This is a genomic window from Psychrobacter sp. NPDC078631, assembly GCF_050268165.1.
GTDB lineage: Bacteria > Pseudomonadota > Gammaproteobacteria > Pseudomonadales > Moraxellaceae > Psychrobacter.
Genome location: NZ_JBNNGG010000001.1, coordinates 777,981 through 795,140, shown reverse-complemented (window position 1 = coordinate 795,140; position 17,160 = coordinate 777,981). Strand labels below are relative to the sequence as shown.

Here is a 17,160-nt window from a genome sequence, read left to right as displayed (position 1 = left end):
ATATAAGAACTATATGAAAGAACAACAATCCTTTTAGCAGGCTTGGCCGTCCTATATGAGATATAGCGAAGTCTAAACCTTATTAAATGGTCAATAAGCATCATTTTAACGTTGCTATTGACCGTTTGAGTTTCTGACGTTTTTTAATAAAATTTCTTATTAATCTACTTTATTATGTTTAAAATAGTATAAACAAACATTCCGATCTATCCATTACTTGCTACCAATAAGGTGAACGCTTTATTTCTTCGGCGAGAAAATCAATAAACTTTCTTTGTAGTGGTGTCACCTGCTTTCGATTGGCATAAACCACATACACACCCAAAGTTTTAGGTTTCCATTCAGGCAATAACTCAATAAGTTGTCCAGATGCAATCAAAGATTTGACTGCGCCAGATGGCTGTAAGCTAATGCCATGTCCACGCAATGTGGCAGAGAGCAAGACTTCAGAGATATTGGCGCTGATATTGCCAGAGATAGGAACAGACTCTGGACCATTTGGCCCATCAAACACCCATGCCGACCGTCCGAAATACGCAAATGATAGACAGTTGTGATGTACAAGCGACTGTACATCTGTAGGTCTGCCACGCCTTTGTAAATACTCAGGTGTAGCACATACGATAGAGTGGCACTCACCGATACGTCTGGCAACGACATTTGGCTCCAAGTCATTGGTGATACGAATCGCCAAGTCAATACGGGCATCAACTAAATTGACCGAATCATCAGTGGTAAGAATATCAATCGCTGTTTGCGGCCAGTGAGAAACAAAGCGACCAACCACATCCATTAAAAGGCTATCAATTAGCGAAAAGCTGGCAGTTATTCGCAGCTGACCTTTTAGCTCCAAAGTGTTTTGATTACGTATCTGATCCAACGAGTCAGTCAATTCAAGCAACTGGTACGCCACCTCAAGAGTCTGCTCACCAGGTGCAGTGAGGCTCAGACTTCGAGTCGTGCGATGTAATAAGCGCATATCCATCCAGCTCTCAAGCTCTGTCAGATAGCGCGTTACCTTAGCTCTAGACATGTCTAAATTGTCCGCGGCACGGCTCAAGCTACCTTGTTCGACGATCGTGACAAACACCTGTAACGCGGTCAGCCTATCCATCTCTTCATCCTTATTTGCGCGAAAACTGAAACAGTAAATACCGAATTATAGCGTATTTAAACGAAATACAATCGAATAGAATAGCCATTAACAACGAATACCGCCATCAACGCGGTCTATTTACTCAAATGAAAATACAGGTAGATTATGAAAAAATTAATGACAGCTTCTATGGCGGCCAGTGCCCTACTGCTTGCAACCCAAGCAAACGCAGCCGACCTACAACTACAAGCATATAAACCTGATCAAAATGCTATTTTCCCAGTGGTTTCTGTGCTGGCAAGTGGCGAGAAAGATGCTATTTTGTTCGATGCACAGTTTAGTGTCAAAGATGGTGAAGCATTGGTTGATATGATCAAAAAAAGCAATAAAGACCTAAAAATGATTTATATCACGGCAGGCGATCCAGATTACTATTTCGGTCTTCAGCCTTTAGTCAAAGCCTTCCCTAATGTGAAGGTTATGTCTAGCCCTTCGATTATTGAACACATTGAGGCGACTAAAGATGCAAAATTAAAACATTGGGGTCCAATCCTTGGCAAGCATGCGCCTACCAAGATCACAGTACCGCAAACCCTTGATCAGTCTACACTGACCCTAGAAGGTCACAAAATTGAAATCAAAGAGATGGGAACCCATCAAGCATACATGTGGGTACCAGAGTCAAAAACTGTGTTCGGCGGTGTGTCGGTAACATCAGGTATGCATGTGTGGACTGCTGATACCCAAACTAAAGAAGCTCGTAGCGAGTGGATGCAATCATTGGAACAAATGAAGCAATTAGAGCCAAACCTTGTGATACCAGGTCACTATTCGGGCAACCTACTCAAAAAAGACTATGCTGTTGATTTCACTCTCAGTTATCTAAAAACTTTTGAGCAAGCACTGGATGAGGCAAAAAAGCAAGACTCCAAGCAGTCAGAAAAGGTGATTTCTACTATGGAAGCAGCTTATCCCGCGTTATCTGGGGATACTAATTTACAAATAGGCAGTAAAGTAAATACAGGTGAAATGAAGTGGTAAATACGGACTATTAGATAGAAATATCATTATTTGATAAGTCTGTTAGCAAAATACAGGTGTCAAAGTGCTGGCGTATGAATGCTTGGTCAATCAGCATACGCCAGTACTTTTAATGATCTCAGTCTCTCAAAGCATCTTCAACAAAGCTCAAACGGTCCTGACCAAAGAACATTTCACCATTTACAAAGAAGCTTGGTGCCCCAAACACCCCTCGTGCTACTGCTTCTTCGGTACTAGATTTTAAACGCGCCTTGACCTCAGGCTCACTAATACGCGCCATAAAATCAGTCACATCAATGCCTACTTTCGACAAAACCTCAGCCACGACTTCTGGTGATTCCATATTTAACTTTTCAGCCCATAGCCCATTAAAGACAGCTGATAAATAACTCTCAAATTTAGGTGTCCCCAAATAAGCGGTAACACCGCGCATAAGCTGCATCGTATTGACTGGGAAAAATGGATTGAAGCGAAAAGGCACGTCATAGATGGCTGAAAAACGCTTAAGGTCTTTGAGCATATAAGCGCCTTTAGCAGGTACGGCAGCTGGTGAGGTATTACCAACGGCTTGAAACACTGCGCCAAGTAACATAGGTCGCCAAACGACCTCGGCATTGTGGCGCTGCGCGATACTCGCTAATTGAGTCCATGCCAAGTAACTGGCTGGGCTACCCACATCAAAGAAAAACTCTACTTGTTTACTCATCTTGGCATTCCTTGCAATAGATTAAAAGTCCATTAAAATTTTGATGGTTATTAATTAGATAAGATCAAAAAGTTTCCATCCATGGGCGTAAATCCAGCTCATGTGTCCAGCTATCTCTTGGCTGACAGTGCAACTGCCAATACTGCTCAGCGATATGTTCTGGATTTAAAATACCGTCTTGGTCTTTGAGCTCATAACGCTCGGGAAAGTTGTCACGAATAAAATCAGTATCAATGGCGCCGTCAATGATAGGGTGTGCGACATGGATGCCCTTTGGCCCCAACTCTCGCGCCATGCTTTGTGCCAATGCCCGCAGAGCAAACTTAGCGCTAGCAAAAGCCGAAAAACCTTTACTACCGCGTAAAGACGCTGTTGCACCCGTAAAAATAATTGTCCCCCTCGCACGTGGAATCATAACTTTTGCCGCTTCTCTACCTGTCAAAAATCCAGCCAAGGCACCCATCTCCCACACTTTTCGATAGACCCTTTCTGTCGTATCTAAGATGGAGAAATGAACGTTTGCCCCGATGTTAAACACCACTACTTCAATCGGCCCAATGTCTTTTTCAATATGAGCAAACAGCTCAACCATCTCTTGCTCGATACGCGCATCACAACCAAATGGCTTGACTACTCCTCCAGCCGCTTCGATATCACTGACTAATGCCTCTAGCTTCTCAACAGTCCTTCTGGTCACACACAAAGTAAAACCTTCTCGCGCAAAACGTCTAGCAACAGCACTGCCAGTGGCATCGCCTGCGCCAATTACAACTGCTACGGGTGCTCTGTTCATGTCTATTTCCTTATAGGTTCCTTTTTAGAACTAACAAAAACATAGCTTTATTTTTGGACCCTGTCAAGCTAACCTATGACTTAACGATAAAGGAGATAACCTATGCGCTGGGATGAACTGGACCAACAGTCTTGCTCGGTGGCTCGCACTTTAGCAGTCATTGGTGATCGTTGGACGCTCATGATTTTACGTGATTGTTTTTTGGGAGTCAGACGATTCGACGTATTTGAGCAACGCTTGGGCATTACACGCCATATCCTATCTAACCGGCTTCGCAAACTGGTTGAATACGATATTTTAAAAAAAGTCGCCTATCAGCAGCGGCCGCTACGTGAGGAATATAGACTGACAGAATGTGGATTAGATTTGCACTCTATCGTACTGGCGTTGGTCAGTTGGGGTGATAAATACATGGCTGATGAACGCGGGGCACCGCTATTGCATAGACACAAGGCATGTGGTCACATTATGCATCCTGTGACAGTATGCTCCGAGTGCGCTGAAGCCGTTACCGCACGTGATATTGAGGTTAAAATAGGACCCAAATGGATCGGTAATGATGAAGTGAGTATTTAACTTAATAGCGGTTTATAAGCCATTAGAGCTAGATATCAGAACACTTTATTTAAAAGATGTAACCTTTTACGGCTGTACCGTACTTCAGCCTAAAGTGTTCCGAACCCTCGTTAACTATTAATCTAAAAGGCGTTATGCAGACCAGCCTTCTAATACAATCTTGCCATGCGCTTGCTGTTTTTCTAGCATTTGGTGCGCACTGCGTAGGTGTTCAGCAGTGATCGTACCAAGATTGTGAGCAACTGTGGTTTTGATCTCGCCTGCATCAATCAATTTTGCCACCGCATTTAATAAATGATGCTGTTCAATCATATCTGGCGTGTTGAACATTGAGCGTGCAAACATAAACTCCCAATGCAGACTTAAGCTTTTGGTTTTAAGAGGGTTGGCATCTAGTGATTTTGGATCATCAATCAGTCCAAGCTTACCTTGCGGCTTTAAGCATTTAATTATTTCTTCATAATGATCTTCAGTATTATTGAGACTCACCACGTAGTCTACTTCAGCAATACCTGTTTTTTGTAGTTCATCAGACAATGGGTTGCGGTGATTGATAACATGATCAGCACCCAAATCTTTGAGCCACTGCACGCTCTCATCTCTCGAAGCCGTACCAATAATCGTGGCAGACGTTCTTGTCTTTAATAACTGAGTTAAGATAGATCCAACACCGCCCGCTGCGCCAATGACCAATACTGAGACGTTATTAGCATCCTCGCTACTATCGCTGTCATTCGCTGCGCTATCAGAGACAGGCACTTGTAAACGGTCAAATAACATCTCCCAAGCTGTAATCGTCGTGAGTGGTAATGCCGCTGCCTCAGCGAAAAACAAAGAGGCTGGCATGTGTCCAACGATACGCTCATCGACCAACTGATATTCAGCATTGCTGCCTGAACGGGTCAAATCTCCAGCATAATAGACGTTGTCGCCTACCGAGAATAAACTGACGTCTTCACCGACAGCCGTCACAGTACCGGCAGCATCCCAACCAATAACAGCATACTCACCCTCTGCGGCAGGTCGCCCTTCACGGATTTTATAATCTACTGGATTAACTGATATGGCTTTCACTTCCACTAGAATATCGCGGCCTGAAGCAATTGGCTTATCAAGGGTGATGTCTTGTAGCGATTGTTCGTTATCGATAGGTAGATTGTTTTGATAACCAATGGCTTTGATAGTTTGCATAATATTGTGTCCTGTTTTTAATGAGAGAGTTTTTAATAATAAAATTTGAGAATGTAGTTAGGGCGTGTCTTCAATTCAATCGATAGTTATCTAAATGGGCTAAAAATAGCTAAATTTTGCCAAACATCGTCAAATCGCTGGTTAATATCCCGATATTATCTGCACCATTTTCCTCGTTTGACGGCAATTTATCTCATTTTTATCACCATTTTTGAAATGAAGACACGCCCTAGTAATGATTTAATTGTTCGAAATTTATTGATTCTGATAAATATAAGTTTTATGCATCTTATGCAAAGATTGACTGTAATACAGTCTGAGTCTGCTGCTCAAGCTCTGCAATGGCTGCTTGGTTTAGAGCATCAGCATGTGGTCGACCAAACTTACCTCTTGCATCGCCATGTGCGCCATCTTTTATATCGTTATCAAAGTACTTACCAGTATCATCAGCGAACTCATCTGAGATGGCCAATGCAGCTAGGATATTTGCGCCTTTGTCTGCTGATGACCAATATTGACCATACGCCTCATCGACCATTTTTGTGTTCAGCAGCGAGCCTGGATTGACGGCGATGACATTGATATCGTTGCTAGTGACGGTGTCAGCTAATGCCATACTCCACATTGTGAGTGCCAGCTTACTTTGGGCATAAGCATCCTTATCATCGAGGCGGGCCTGGCCTGCAAATGCTTGATAAGATATTGACGCTTGCGCAGCTGAGCTTAAGTTCACGATACGCGCTTTATCAGACTGCTTAAGCAAAGGTAATAAAGCATTGGTCAGCTCATAAGGCGCTAGGTAATTGACTACGAAACGTACATCCAAACCGTCTTTAGTCATTGCTGATGCCGTGGTATAAATCCCTGCGTTATTTATGAGTACATCAAGCTTTGGCAGTTTTTCATTGACGTCTGCTGCCATCTTTAGCACATCCGTTAGATCAGAAAAATCAGCCACAAACCCATCAATATTATCTACTGCTGCGCCTGTCGCGACTGCTTGAACTTCTGCAATGACGCTAGAAAGTTTGTCAGCATCGCGGCCATGCAAGTACACTTGGTGCCCAGCTTCTGCCAGTTTTAACGCTGCCAATTTGCCAATGCCATCTGTGCTGCCAGTGATTAAAATTGTTTTAGTGGTATTCAGAGTCATAAACCGCCCTTATTGTTTGAATTATCGTTTCAGTTTTGGATACCTGTTCTATTTTATCCATCGTGATAGCGCTCATTGTAATGAAAGTGTTGTGGGTCAAACAGTAGCCATCACCTAAAACACTTTCAATATAATTTTGAAAGTTAGTTATATTTAATGGGTTATTTAGATCGATATCTAAGCGGTTGTTTGTTATATTTGAGACAATACAACCGTCCTGTTTAGTCTGATGTTTCTCAAACGAGGGCCTGTCCTCCATTAGCGTATCTCAATAGGACAAATTGTTCATCCGCTTGACGCGCAAACTCCACCTTACTAACAAGGGTGAGCAGTTTTTGCAGCACTGTAAGGATGCACTGGGCATCTTAGACAATGCCTATGTACTTAGAGAAGTTTGGTGAACCTAAGACACCATCAGCATTGGCTGAACATAATTGTCTGTGTCTGGGACACAATGACAAATATTTTAGTCAATGGACGTTTGAAGGCTTGGGCAAACAAACGAGCGCCGCTGTATCGGGCAAAAGATGGTGACGTGGTCAGGCGTTGGACAATAATGAGACATGGTGTTGCACTAGAATCTCGTTTGGACATTAGTTCTGATATAAAAGAAGGACGGCACATTGAAATTAAACTAGGGGGTTGGCAAGTTGCCCCCTATCCACTATATTTGACCTGTCCTGAACGACGATGGATTGACCCACTGTTCAACGCCGTAAAAGAGTATTTAATCGACTGCGTGCAAAATGTTTTGGCTTGAATAGCGTTCGACCTTAGACACAATACAGTCGATTACTCCTAAAGTGCATACGGTTCTACTGGGGTAAATGTTGTGCAGCCAATGAGAAAACTTATAACCAGTAGCAAGATGATCATCGCATGTATCACTTTTATGTTGGATTGACGTCACCTTCCAATGCGCCAACCTCTAAATTTGGCAAAAAAACGGTTTATCTTGTCAGAAAAGTTCAACGTCTCTGATTCTGGCACTGCTTCAACATGATGGCGAGCTGCCAATATCGGCTGCTGTACCAATCTTTCGTGATGATCAAACGCACGATCAAGACTGATACTCATCATAGAAAAATTGGTCGGTCGTGGTAGGCAGCGATATACCTGACCTTTATTAATCAAATCAATCACCATATGTGCATCTTTGAACTCGGTCAACATGAGTACCATCAGATCAGGCTGAATATTTTTTAGCGCATAAACAATGGGAGTGATATTTTCTTTATTGAGCGTCGAATCCGTAATAGTGACGCCAAAGCGTTTTTTTTGTAATAAGCTTGCAGCCTGCTCAATATTGCTTGCCCAGCTCACGGTATAAGCACTCTTAAAATGACTTTTTATTTGCTGATAGACACTCTCATCATCATCTAACACCAATATACTACGCTTGCTATCAATTCTGGCATGAATACGGTTTTGAATGTCATGATTTTCAGTGGCATTTTGGGTGATTTCTTGGGTTTTCTGAGCAATCTCTGTGGCTTTATTAACGGTTTTTTTGAGTTCATCATTTTGCCAAGGCTTTGTGATATAGCGATAAATCTCGCCTTCATTCACAGAATCAATCACCGCATTCAGATCTGCATACCCCGTCAATAAGATACGAATAGTATTCGGGGATGCCGCCTTGATATCACGCAACACTTCTGTACCTTGCTTATCTGGCATGCGTTGATCACTGACAACCACTTGTACCTCATTCGCGCTGATATATTCCATCAGCTCAATGGCATCGGTGGTGGTAAACACATCGTGTGACTGTCGAAAGTGCATTTTTAAACTGCGTAAAATGCGTGGTTCATCATCGATAAAGGCAATTTTTGGTTTTTGCATGAGGCTCTCTTTAAATAAGTAGTTGGAAGTCTCTCAACTTTCAAATAAGGCCTGCGAAGGTTTGGCTTTATGAGCGATAGACTGTATCGGCAGCAGGATGGTAAACGTCGTTCCAGTGCCAACGATTGAGCTGACCTCGATGCGACCGCTATGTTGTTCGATAATTTGTGCTGTGATAGCCAATCCTAATCCTGTGCCATCACCGGCTTTTTTGGTGGTAAAAAAAGGCTCAAAGATCTGCGTTGAAATACTCTCTTTAATACCAACACCATTATCTGTAATGCTGATTGCCACGTATTGTCGCGACTCATCAACAGACGAGAGGATCTGTAATGTCCCTTTATGATCCATTGGCATGGCTTGGGCGGCATTATTAAATAGATTGAGTAATACTTGGTTGATTTGCGAAGGATTGCATTGAATCAATGGTAGCTCAGCCAGACTGGTGCTGACATCTAGAGTTTTTAGATTATTACGTGCCATCACCAAAGACGTGTTGATACAGTCATTGATATCGACCTCTTTTACCTTGGATTCGTCAATTCGAGAGAAATCACGCAAACTCACGACCAACTCCGCAATCTGATCGACGCCATACAGGCCGTCTTTGATCAAATCTGTCAAATCCTCACTGACTTCATCTTCTTTAATTGCCTCGCAACACTGCAAGGTCTCCTCTATCAATTGAGTCACTTGTGCTTGGGCAGCCTCTGGTTCTTTTAACGCATGCAATAATTGATCGGTATGCTGTATCAGCTCATCAAAACGCATGAGGTTATCACCGACCAGCTCCATATTGCTACGCACATAGCCAAGAGGCGTATTGACCTCGTGCGCCACGCCTGCCACCATCTGACCGAGTGTGGCCATTTTTTCGGAGCGTACTAGGTGCACTTGTGAGGCTTTTAATTCGTCCATGGCTTGCTGCAAATCTTTCGTACGGGCGGTCACTTGGCTCTCTAGATGGACATTTATTTCAGCAAGCGCGCCTTCGTTTTCGACGACACGATCAATCAGTTGATTGGTCTGCTCGCTGATGACTTGGATTTCACTGACATTTGAGTGTGGCAATTTATGCACGCTTAATTTTTGATATTGTTTTTGCTCAATCAATGTGCCCATATCAGCCACGGCCATTGCCATGTGCTTTAATGGACGCGTAAAGTAGCGACGAAACACCCATGCAGTCAGTAATAAAATCGGAATAAACCCCAATAGCATGGCTTGAATCAGCTGGTTTGACAGTGCATTTGCCACGCTCATCATGTCATTATCAGGCTTAACGATGACCATCTTCCAATACGTAAATGGCATACGAAACACAAAAGCGGTGGCAGACTGCTGCAACACAAAATCATTGGGCACAGCGATGGTATCGACCAAATGACTGCCGACTAAGTTAAACGTCTGATCGATGTTCAATAGCAATAATGCGGAGAGTAATTGGGATTCTTGTTCGCTGATTTTGTCCAAATTGGTCGTGCTCAAAATACTACGGGCGGCGAGCGTGAAACGGCCTTCATTTTTGGCAGTCGCTTCATCGATCAGTGTGCGATTGATACTATCTAGGCGATCAGCAATAGGTTCAAAGCTAGGGTTTTTCTTGGCCAATTGATGTGCGGTTACCATTTCGCCCTGAGGATTATCTTCCGTCACTTGAGTGACCATCGACTGATCAGGAAAGGTCAAAAACCGATTGTCCAAGTCTACCAAGAATACATAGCCACCTACCTTATCTTGCCATTTTTTCATGGCATCATCGAGATTATCCAATAACAAATTAAAACTCACCACGCCATCAAAAGCTTGGTTACGACTGTCATACAATGACTTTGCACAAGTCATCATCGGCTGATTGCTCACGGGATCCACATACGCACGGCTCCAGACACAGTGGTCATGACGCGCATACATCGCTGGAATGTACCACCAATCTCGATAATAGGGATTGGGCGTTTGGCTCACTTGATTATAGCGTTCTGATGGTTGCATGTTGCCTGCCTCATCACGCGCCCACACAAACGACTGACGCTCTCGACCTTGCTCATACATATTGGGGTCAAACCATACACCTCCGCCCACGATTCGCAGGTCCGTCTGCTGCATGAGATTGCCAAAGGTTTCTTTATAAAGAACGTCTTCTTTTGGCAAGCCACCAGCCATCGTACTGGTCGCCTTTGCCAATCCATCGACATGGCTGATACTCGCCATAATGCTATTGATTGCTTCATTACCTGTTTCAACCACTGTTTCTGAAGTCATCTCTAGTAGGCGCGGCTTCGCTTGGGTTTCAATAACCCAGTACACCATCAGAATAATCAATGAAAAAGCCAATGCCAAAATAATCAGCATGCGCGTAGAAATACTACCAAGCCGATTAGCCACACTCATAAACAAACCTTGTATTGATGCGCCTACTGTTATCAATGACTCATACAATAAGTCAAGACATCAGCCATACGCAGCCACCATTCATAGTGAGCTCAAGGATACGATGCGGTTATGACAAGATAATGACAAAAGTCGTGTTTTTAGGGTTTGTCCTCATTTTAAACATAACAAAAAAAATGCGCCAAATTGCCGTCAAACAAAAAAACAGCGTAGACAATACCATAAGCATTTTGATTACTATTCATCATTCATCCCTGATTAATTCATTTAGTGATAAGTTAAGGTTTATCATTGACGACATCCCTTGCCTGTAGACTATAATTTCATAACAGCGCTTAGAAGTTTGTCGTGCACACGACAATTCCTCAATAAATGAGAGATAAATACGTTTAAACATTCATAGTAGAGGTATGAATTAGCCTTTAATCTATATTCAACAAACCAATTTCATCTTGCCGGAATATTGGTATTCTGTAAAAATACGGAGGTTCTGTAGAAATAAAATAGGAAAACACGAAATGACATTCTGGAATGTCAGTAACCTATTTGCAGACTCGCTAAAGGAATAGACCTCCGCTACTTCTAACAAAACGGACAAGTAATATAATCATGAAAAAATCAGTGCAAACACTTTTTAGCCGAGTTGGTCTGACTGCTGTCATTGCCGCCTCATTGATATCTGGACAAGTGCAAGCAGCCGACAGCGACAGTCATCTAAAAAGCACAGTAGATGCACAAGCCAAGTCGCTAATGAAAGCACATGATATTCCAGGTATGGCGTTTGGCATTATTGTCGATGGAAAGTCATCTTTTTATAACTATGGTTTGGCTGACAAGCAATCTGGTAAGGCTGTTTCAGAAAACACTATCTTTGAGTTGGGCTCTATCAGTAAGACCTTTGCCGCGACTTTGGCCAGTTACTCCGAACTCAATGGCACACTCGACTTGGAGGATACCGCTGATAAATACATTCCTTATCTACAAGACAGCGCCATTGGTAACACCAAGCTTATCAACCTAGCCACCTATTCGGCTGGTGGTCTACCACTTCAAGTACCTAACGATGTCAAAAACAATAAGGAATTGTTCCGCTACTATAAGTCGTGGCAACCTGCCTTCCCTATCAACTCAAAACGTCTATACTCTAACGCCAGTATAGGACTGTTCGGCCATATATCAGCCTTGAGTATGGGCGCGGATTACACACAGGTGATGGAAGATAAAATACTGCCCTTACTCAATATGCCTAGTACCTTTGTCAATGTTCCTAATGACAAAATGGGCGATTATGCGTTTGGTTATAACGCTGCTGGAGAGCCGATAAGAGTTAACCCTGGGATTTTGGACGCCGAAGCTTATGGTATTAAATCAACCAGCGCGGATATGACCCATTACATGGCGGCTAATATGGGGTTAATTCCTTTGGATAAAGATATTCAACAGTCATTGCAAAACACTAGAAAGGGATACTATCAAGCGAGCACTGTTACACAGGGATTGGCGTGGGAGATGTATCCATTCCCCACTCAGCTAGACACATTGCTTGAAGGTAATTCAACGGATGTGGTGCTCAAGCCACAGCCTATTACAGCAAACAATCAGCCGACACCTGTTTTAAACGATGTATGGGTGAACAAGACAGGCGCTACCAATGGATTCGGTGGATATATCGCTTATATTCCCGCAAAAAAATCTGGCATTGTCATTTTGGCAAATAAGAACTACCCCAACGCAGAGAGGGTCAAAGCGGCTTACACCATCCTGCAAAGTGCGATGGCTAATTGAAGTAGAAGAAAACAGAACGTTGCTGTGACTCTAGTGATATTCACCTTTTTTAAACCAATATAATGAATGTAAAAAAGTCCTTTATATCAGTATAAAGGACTTTTTTTCTAAAATTGAAAGTGTTAGTTCTTACTATTTTTCAAACTCTTTGAAATCTGCTTTACGAATTTTGGCGTGAATACCTTTGGTCTTATCCACGACTTGCGATACTTCAAAATCTGTCGCTGCACTTAGGTAAGCATAAGCGATTGCCTCATCAATACCATACTCTTGATTTAAGAAACGAATCGCTTCACGAGTAGACTTCTTCATCGCCTCATCCAAATCTTCATCTAGCCCTGGCGTGATCCAAAATTCAGCATTCTCTGCCAAAGGTTGCACAATTTCTTTACCCGGAATCTTATCCTTACCTGCTTTTAGCAGTGTAAACTTAAAAGTGGCCCGAGCAGATGCTTCAAGGGCAGTCAATGCAACCTCGCCATCGCCTTGGGCAAAGTGACTGTCACCTGTATAAAACAGTGCACCTGCCACTTGTACCGGATAATAAACCGTTGCCCCTGCACCCAATTCGTTGATATCAATATTGCCGCCATACATAGCAGGTGGAACTGAATGTACTCGCTCTGAGGTGTTTGCTGCGACACCCATTAGACCCATAAAGGGACTAAGTGGAAAACGTATAGACTTACCAGAATCTGTTTTTAGGATACCTTCGTATTCACCTTTGGCATTTTTTTCGATAGGCGTAAATACGGAGACATTGCCGTAGCGCTCAGGGTGAGCGGCAGACGCATTGTCTTGTTTTGCTTTTTTGGGAAACTCGCCTGCCAATGCGCCTTTGCCATGGCGGTTAGAGATGACACCATACGGCACGCGCGGTTCAACGTTGATGACTTCTACTTTTAGGATATCGCCTGGTTGTGCCCCTTTGATTTCGATAGGGCCTGTCACGATATGTGGACCATCTTTATCAAAGTCATGTTTTAATTTTGATTTTGTTATTGTTTTTGCTTCATCTAAAATAAAGTCGTCTTTGACCCCTTTTGACTTAAAGTATTTTGCTGCATCACGGCCCTGATCTTCGAGCAAACCTTCGTGTGAGACGGTATCAAAAGTCACCACACTACCAGAGGCAACAGACATAACGGGGCTTGCGTCTCTGTTGGGCAAATATCCCCATGTTATGGTGTCCAAAGTAGAAGGTACGTAGTAATTGCCTTTGTATTCACCACTACTCAACTGAGTAGGTTTATCTGCTATTTGCTTAAGAACCGTAAAGTCTTCTGCTTGGGATACTGATATACCAAACGCGCTTAGAATAAACAGTGAAAGAATGGTTTTTTTAAACATAGAACATACCCTCTTTAGTTAAAACATGACAATATTGTCATACCTGTATAAAGGGCAAGTTCTATGCCATGGGCAAAACGGTGTTTTCTATTAAACTTAATGGCAAAAGCACTATATTGATACAATTGTTTGCTTTATCGTGGTGCCCCAGCAAAAAAAGAGCGTTATTTTAGAGCATAGACATTGCATGCAGAGGTATTAAATTAAAAGGTATTAAATGAAAAGATAATGGATAGAGAACTGCATTATCAATTTTATTCTAAGTCACGCTATGCAAATTGGCGTTCGAATGACGCCTAACTTTCAACATAGGCTGGCTGGCAAATAAGACAATCACACCAACTAATGAAAACACACCAAAGGCGTAGAATGCAGTAGCAGCACCATACCGATCCACAATCAAACCAGTAAAGATGACGGGTACACTAAGCCCTATATATGCCATCAGAAAATAGCCTGCACTTGCACGTGCCTGCTCATTTCCAGCAGATTTTGCGACTCCTAGCATACCGCCCAAGTAGACAAAGCCATAGCAACTAGTACTGGCCAAAAATGCCGCCAAAAGAATGACTGGTAGATTGGCATTCAACGTCCCCCAAGCCAATAAAGCATAAGCTGGTAGTAAGATCAGAAGACCTAGCTTGCTTGAAACTTGAGGGTCAAGCTTTCGGGCGATTGGCTGAACGATCAATCCACAACTGATGGCTAACATAGAGGATACCCCTGCATATTTAGCCAGTCCATGCGTGGCCAGTACTGAGGGAATAACTGACAACACCAATCCGGTCGTCGCCCAACAGATCAAGATACCGCTGCCATACCAGATGACCTCACGATTAAAATAAGGTAGCCGTAGCATAGAGGTGGGAAAATTAGTGCGTTTAGGTGCCGTCTCTGGTAATTGATATAACAAAAACATAGCGAATATCTCGCTCGCTAGCAGTAAGAAAAAACTGGCTGGTTGATCAGTTTCATAAAACATCAAAGAAACCGTCGTCAATACAGGGCCAAGACCAAAACCTATCGTTGTACTGGCCGTCACCCACGCTGTCGCACGCATCGTATCTGTTGAGCCGAGCAGCTCAATCATATAGGCCGTCGCCGTAGCAGCCATCAGAGCCGTTCCCACACCCAGTACGAATCGCGCTATTGCTAACGCGCGCGTATATGGATAAAACAACATAAGAGCCGTCGCTGCTACCGATAGGGCTAGAGAGATTAAAATCACCTTGCGCCGTCCGATGCGATCAGACAATCCACCAAAAGCTAACAATACAGGTATGACACCCAATACATAAAAGGAAAACGCTATCGTAGTTGCTAGCACGCCATAGCCATCATTGTGCGCATAAACGGCATAAAGCGGGCCTTGAATATTGACGCTTGTCGTTATCACACATAAGGCAAACGCCAGATACTTATTATATTTTTTAGTGGTCATATATCGCTGCTTTTTGAATAATAATCGTTGAATTGACTGAAGTTAGTGTGATTCACAATAGAATCACACCTACCTCTACATCGTTTACGTCCAATGATTAAAACAAAAGTACAGTAGGTTATCTATATACAATACAGTACAATTAGACAGAACTGTTTGGTCTATAAAACCCATACAGTTGGGATATCCTACCCATATATTGTCCTAGCTATAACCTTAAGATAAAACCTTCACAAAATTCGCCTTACCAAAAATTGTAAAAAATATGAATAAGAAGCTAACACGCATCGAAGTTGTCATGGCTGACGTAAAAGAGAAAATAGCAACCGTTATCTACATGCCAGAGTCGCGACTACCGTCTGTCCGTGCCGCTGCCAAAGATTATGGATTCTCACCATCGACCGTGGTTGAAGCCTATGAACGCCTGCAAACTGAGGGAATCATCTACTCCCGTCCGGGTGCAGGATTCTATGTGGCAGAGACGACAGCGCCGCTATCATTGACAGATATAGCACCAAGCATTGATCGAGTGGTAGATCCATTGTGGGTATCGCGGCAGTCGCTGGAGCCACCCGATGGCGCACTAAAGCCAGGCTGCGGCTGGTTACCAGCGGACTGGCTATTTGAAGCAGGTATACGCCGTGGTCTGCGAAATGTGGCAAAGGCTGACGCGTCCATTATCAGTGAGTATGCAACGCCGTTAGGGCTGTTAGCATTGCGTCAATTACTCACACGGCGTATGGCAGGATTGAGTATCAATGCAGAACCGTCACAGGTCATATTGACGGATTCGGGCACTCAGGCGATAGATTTGATTTTTCGATTTTTGCTGACACCAGGTGACACGGTCATCGTCGATGATCCTTGCTACTTTAATTTTCGAGCACAGCTGCTTGCCCATCGGGTCAAAGTAGTTGGCGTGCCTTATACGCCAAATGGGCCAGATGTAGAGGCCTTTGCAGCGATTTTAGATGAGCATAAGCCGCGCCTGTACATCACCAATGCTGCCATTCATAATCCTACGGGCGCAACGTTATCACCTGCTACGGCATACCGTGTATTACGGTTGGCCCAGACTGCTGGTTTGTACATTATCGAAGACGATATTTTTGCAGATTTTGAAGTCAAGCCTGCGGCGAGATTGGCGGCTTTGGATGGGTTATCACGAGTATTCTATATCGGCAGTTTTTCTAAAACGTTATCCGCATCCCTACGCTGTGGTTATATTGCAGCGCCTATGGAATGGGTCGAGAGTTTGGTAGATTTAAAGATAGCGACTGGCTTTGGTGGCAGTCAGTTAGCAGCGGCGGTTGTGTTCTCAGCGTTGACTGATAGCGGCTACCGTAAGCATATGAATGATATCCATACTCGGCTGGCAAGCGCGCGTACTCATACGCTACCACGATTGGCTAAGTTAGGCATCGTACCGTGGCTGCTCCCACAAGCAGGTATGTTCCTATGGTGCCGATTACCTAAGAATAATAATGCGACCGAATTGGCTAATCGCTGCTTATCACAGGGTGTGGTATTGGCACCGGGTAATGTTTTTAGCCAATCGGACAATGCTGAGAACTTTATGCGGTTCAATGTGGCACAGATGAGTCATTCAAAAGTTTTCGAGGTATTGGCTCAATCGTTAGACTGATCAATCAGAGACTTATATAGTCATTCCACTATAAAAATATGACAGCGTTAACCTCGCTTGAAGTATCACATGTACATCTACACTCGGTTGCCTTGTACTACTTTTAAATTGAATCGACTATAGTGCTAGTACCGTCTTATTATATAG

General features: G+C 43.3%; 14 protein-coding genes. 5 read left to right on the top strand and 9 right to left on the bottom strand.

From position 1 onward, the window contains the following. Nucleotides 1-220: 220 nt before the first annotated feature. On the bottom strand, nucleotides 221-1,114 hold the full coding sequence (locus ACQKCP_RS03195) for a LysR family transcriptional regulator (protein WP_427611262.1): 894 nt from the start codon (nucleotides 1,112-1,114) through the stop codon (nucleotides 221-223). 147 nt (nucleotides 1,115-1,261) lie between these two features. Here ACQKCP_RS03195 and ACQKCP_RS03190 point away from each other — a divergent pair, with 147 nt between their 5' ends. Next, nucleotides 1,262-2,137 carry an MBL fold metallo-hydrolase gene (locus ACQKCP_RS03190; protein ID WP_427611261.1) on the top strand — a complete coding sequence of 292 codons (876 nt, stop codon included), beginning with the start codon at nucleotides 1,262-1,264 and terminating at the stop codon, nucleotides 2,135-2,137. Between the two features lie 118 nt (nucleotides 2,138-2,255). Here the strand turns inward: ACQKCP_RS03190 and ACQKCP_RS03185 are convergent, their stop codons facing one another. Together ACQKCP_RS03185 and ACQKCP_RS03180 are read right to left on the bottom strand one after the other, a co-directional pair. After that, a complete protein-coding gene (locus tag ACQKCP_RS03185) occupies nucleotides 2,256-2,843 on the bottom strand; it encodes a 2-hydroxychromene-2-carboxylate isomerase (protein WP_427611260.1) in 588 nt (195 codons plus the stop codon). Between the two features lie 64 nt (nucleotides 2,844-2,907). After that, nucleotides 2,908-3,636 carry an SDR family oxidoreductase gene (locus tag ACQKCP_RS03180; protein ID WP_427611259.1) on the bottom strand — a complete coding sequence of 243 codons (729 nt, stop codon included), beginning with the start codon at nucleotides 3,634-3,636 and terminating at the stop codon, nucleotides 2,908-2,910. A gap of 102 nt (nucleotides 3,637-3,738) precedes the next feature. On the opposite strand from ACQKCP_RS03180, the gene ACQKCP_RS03175 reads away from it, so the two are divergent. Further along, a complete protein-coding gene (locus tag ACQKCP_RS03175) occupies nucleotides 3,739-4,212 on the top strand; it encodes a winged helix-turn-helix transcriptional regulator (protein WP_427611258.1) in 474 nt (157 codons plus the stop codon). 132 nt (nucleotides 4,213-4,344) lie between these two features. Here ACQKCP_RS03175 and ACQKCP_RS03170 read toward each other — a convergent pair whose 3' ends face one another. Further along, nucleotides 4,345-5,394, bottom strand: a complete 1,050-nt coding sequence (locus ACQKCP_RS03170; RefSeq protein ID WP_427611664.1) for a zinc-binding alcohol dehydrogenase family protein — start codon at nucleotides 5,392-5,394, stop codon at nucleotides 4,345-4,347. Between the two features lie 298 nt (nucleotides 5,395-5,692). Beyond that, complete coding sequence (locus tag ACQKCP_RS03165) at nucleotides 5,693-6,556, bottom strand: SDR family NAD(P)-dependent oxidoreductase (RefSeq protein ID WP_427611257.1); 864 nt, start codon at nucleotides 6,554-6,556, stop codon at nucleotides 5,693-5,695. A gap of 372 nt (nucleotides 6,557-6,928) precedes the next feature. On the opposite strand from ACQKCP_RS03165, the gene ACQKCP_RS03160 reads away from it, so the two are divergent. Beyond that, nucleotides 6,929-7,090 (top strand): hypothetical protein, encoded by a 162-nt coding sequence (locus ACQKCP_RS03160; protein ID WP_427611256.1) that lies wholly within the window; start codon nucleotides 6,929-6,931, stop codon nucleotides 7,088-7,090. 372 nt (nucleotides 7,091-7,462) lie between these two features. Here ACQKCP_RS03160 and ACQKCP_RS03155 read toward each other — a convergent pair whose 3' ends face one another. Together ACQKCP_RS03155 and ACQKCP_RS03150 are read right to left on the bottom strand one after the other, a co-directional pair. Then, nucleotides 7,463-8,401, bottom strand: coding sequence for a response regulator (locus ACQKCP_RS03155; protein ID WP_427611255.1), 939 nt, complete (start codon nucleotides 8,399-8,401; stop codon nucleotides 7,463-7,465). A 33-nt stretch (nucleotides 8,402-8,434) separates the two neighbouring features. Next, nucleotides 8,435-10,792: an ATP-binding protein gene (locus tag ACQKCP_RS03150; RefSeq protein WP_427611254.1), complete on the bottom strand. Its 2,358-nt coding sequence runs from the start codon at nucleotides 10,790-10,792 to the stop codon at nucleotides 8,435-8,437. Between the two features lie 609 nt (nucleotides 10,793-11,401). Between ACQKCP_RS03150 and ampC the strand changes: the two genes are divergently transcribed. Continuing rightward, nucleotides 11,402-12,577 carry a class C beta-lactamase gene (gene ampC / locus ACQKCP_RS03145; protein ID WP_427611253.1) on the top strand — a complete coding sequence of 392 codons (1,176 nt, stop codon included), beginning with the start codon at nucleotides 11,402-11,404 and terminating at the stop codon, nucleotides 12,575-12,577. A 132-nt stretch (nucleotides 12,578-12,709) separates the two neighbouring features. Here ampC and ACQKCP_RS03140 read toward each other — a convergent pair whose 3' ends face one another. Both ACQKCP_RS03140 and ACQKCP_RS03135 read right to left on the bottom strand, forming a co-directional pair. After that, nucleotides 12,710-13,927: an acetamidase/formamidase family protein gene (locus ACQKCP_RS03140; protein WP_427611252.1), complete on the bottom strand. Its 1,218-nt coding sequence runs from the start codon at nucleotides 13,925-13,927 to the stop codon at nucleotides 12,710-12,712. A 259-nt stretch (nucleotides 13,928-14,186) separates the two neighbouring features. Further along, a complete protein-coding gene (locus ACQKCP_RS03135; RefSeq protein ID WP_427611251.1) occupies nucleotides 14,187-15,368 on the bottom strand; it encodes an MFS transporter in 1,182 nt (393 codons plus the stop codon). 265 nt (nucleotides 15,369-15,633) lie between these two features. Between ACQKCP_RS03135 and ACQKCP_RS03130 the strand changes: the two genes are divergently transcribed. Continuing rightward, complete coding sequence (locus ACQKCP_RS03130; protein WP_427611250.1) at nucleotides 15,634-17,013, top strand: PLP-dependent aminotransferase family protein; 1,380 nt, start codon at nucleotides 15,634-15,636, stop codon at nucleotides 17,011-17,013. The last annotated feature ends 147 nt before the right edge of the window (nucleotides 17,014-17,160 follow it).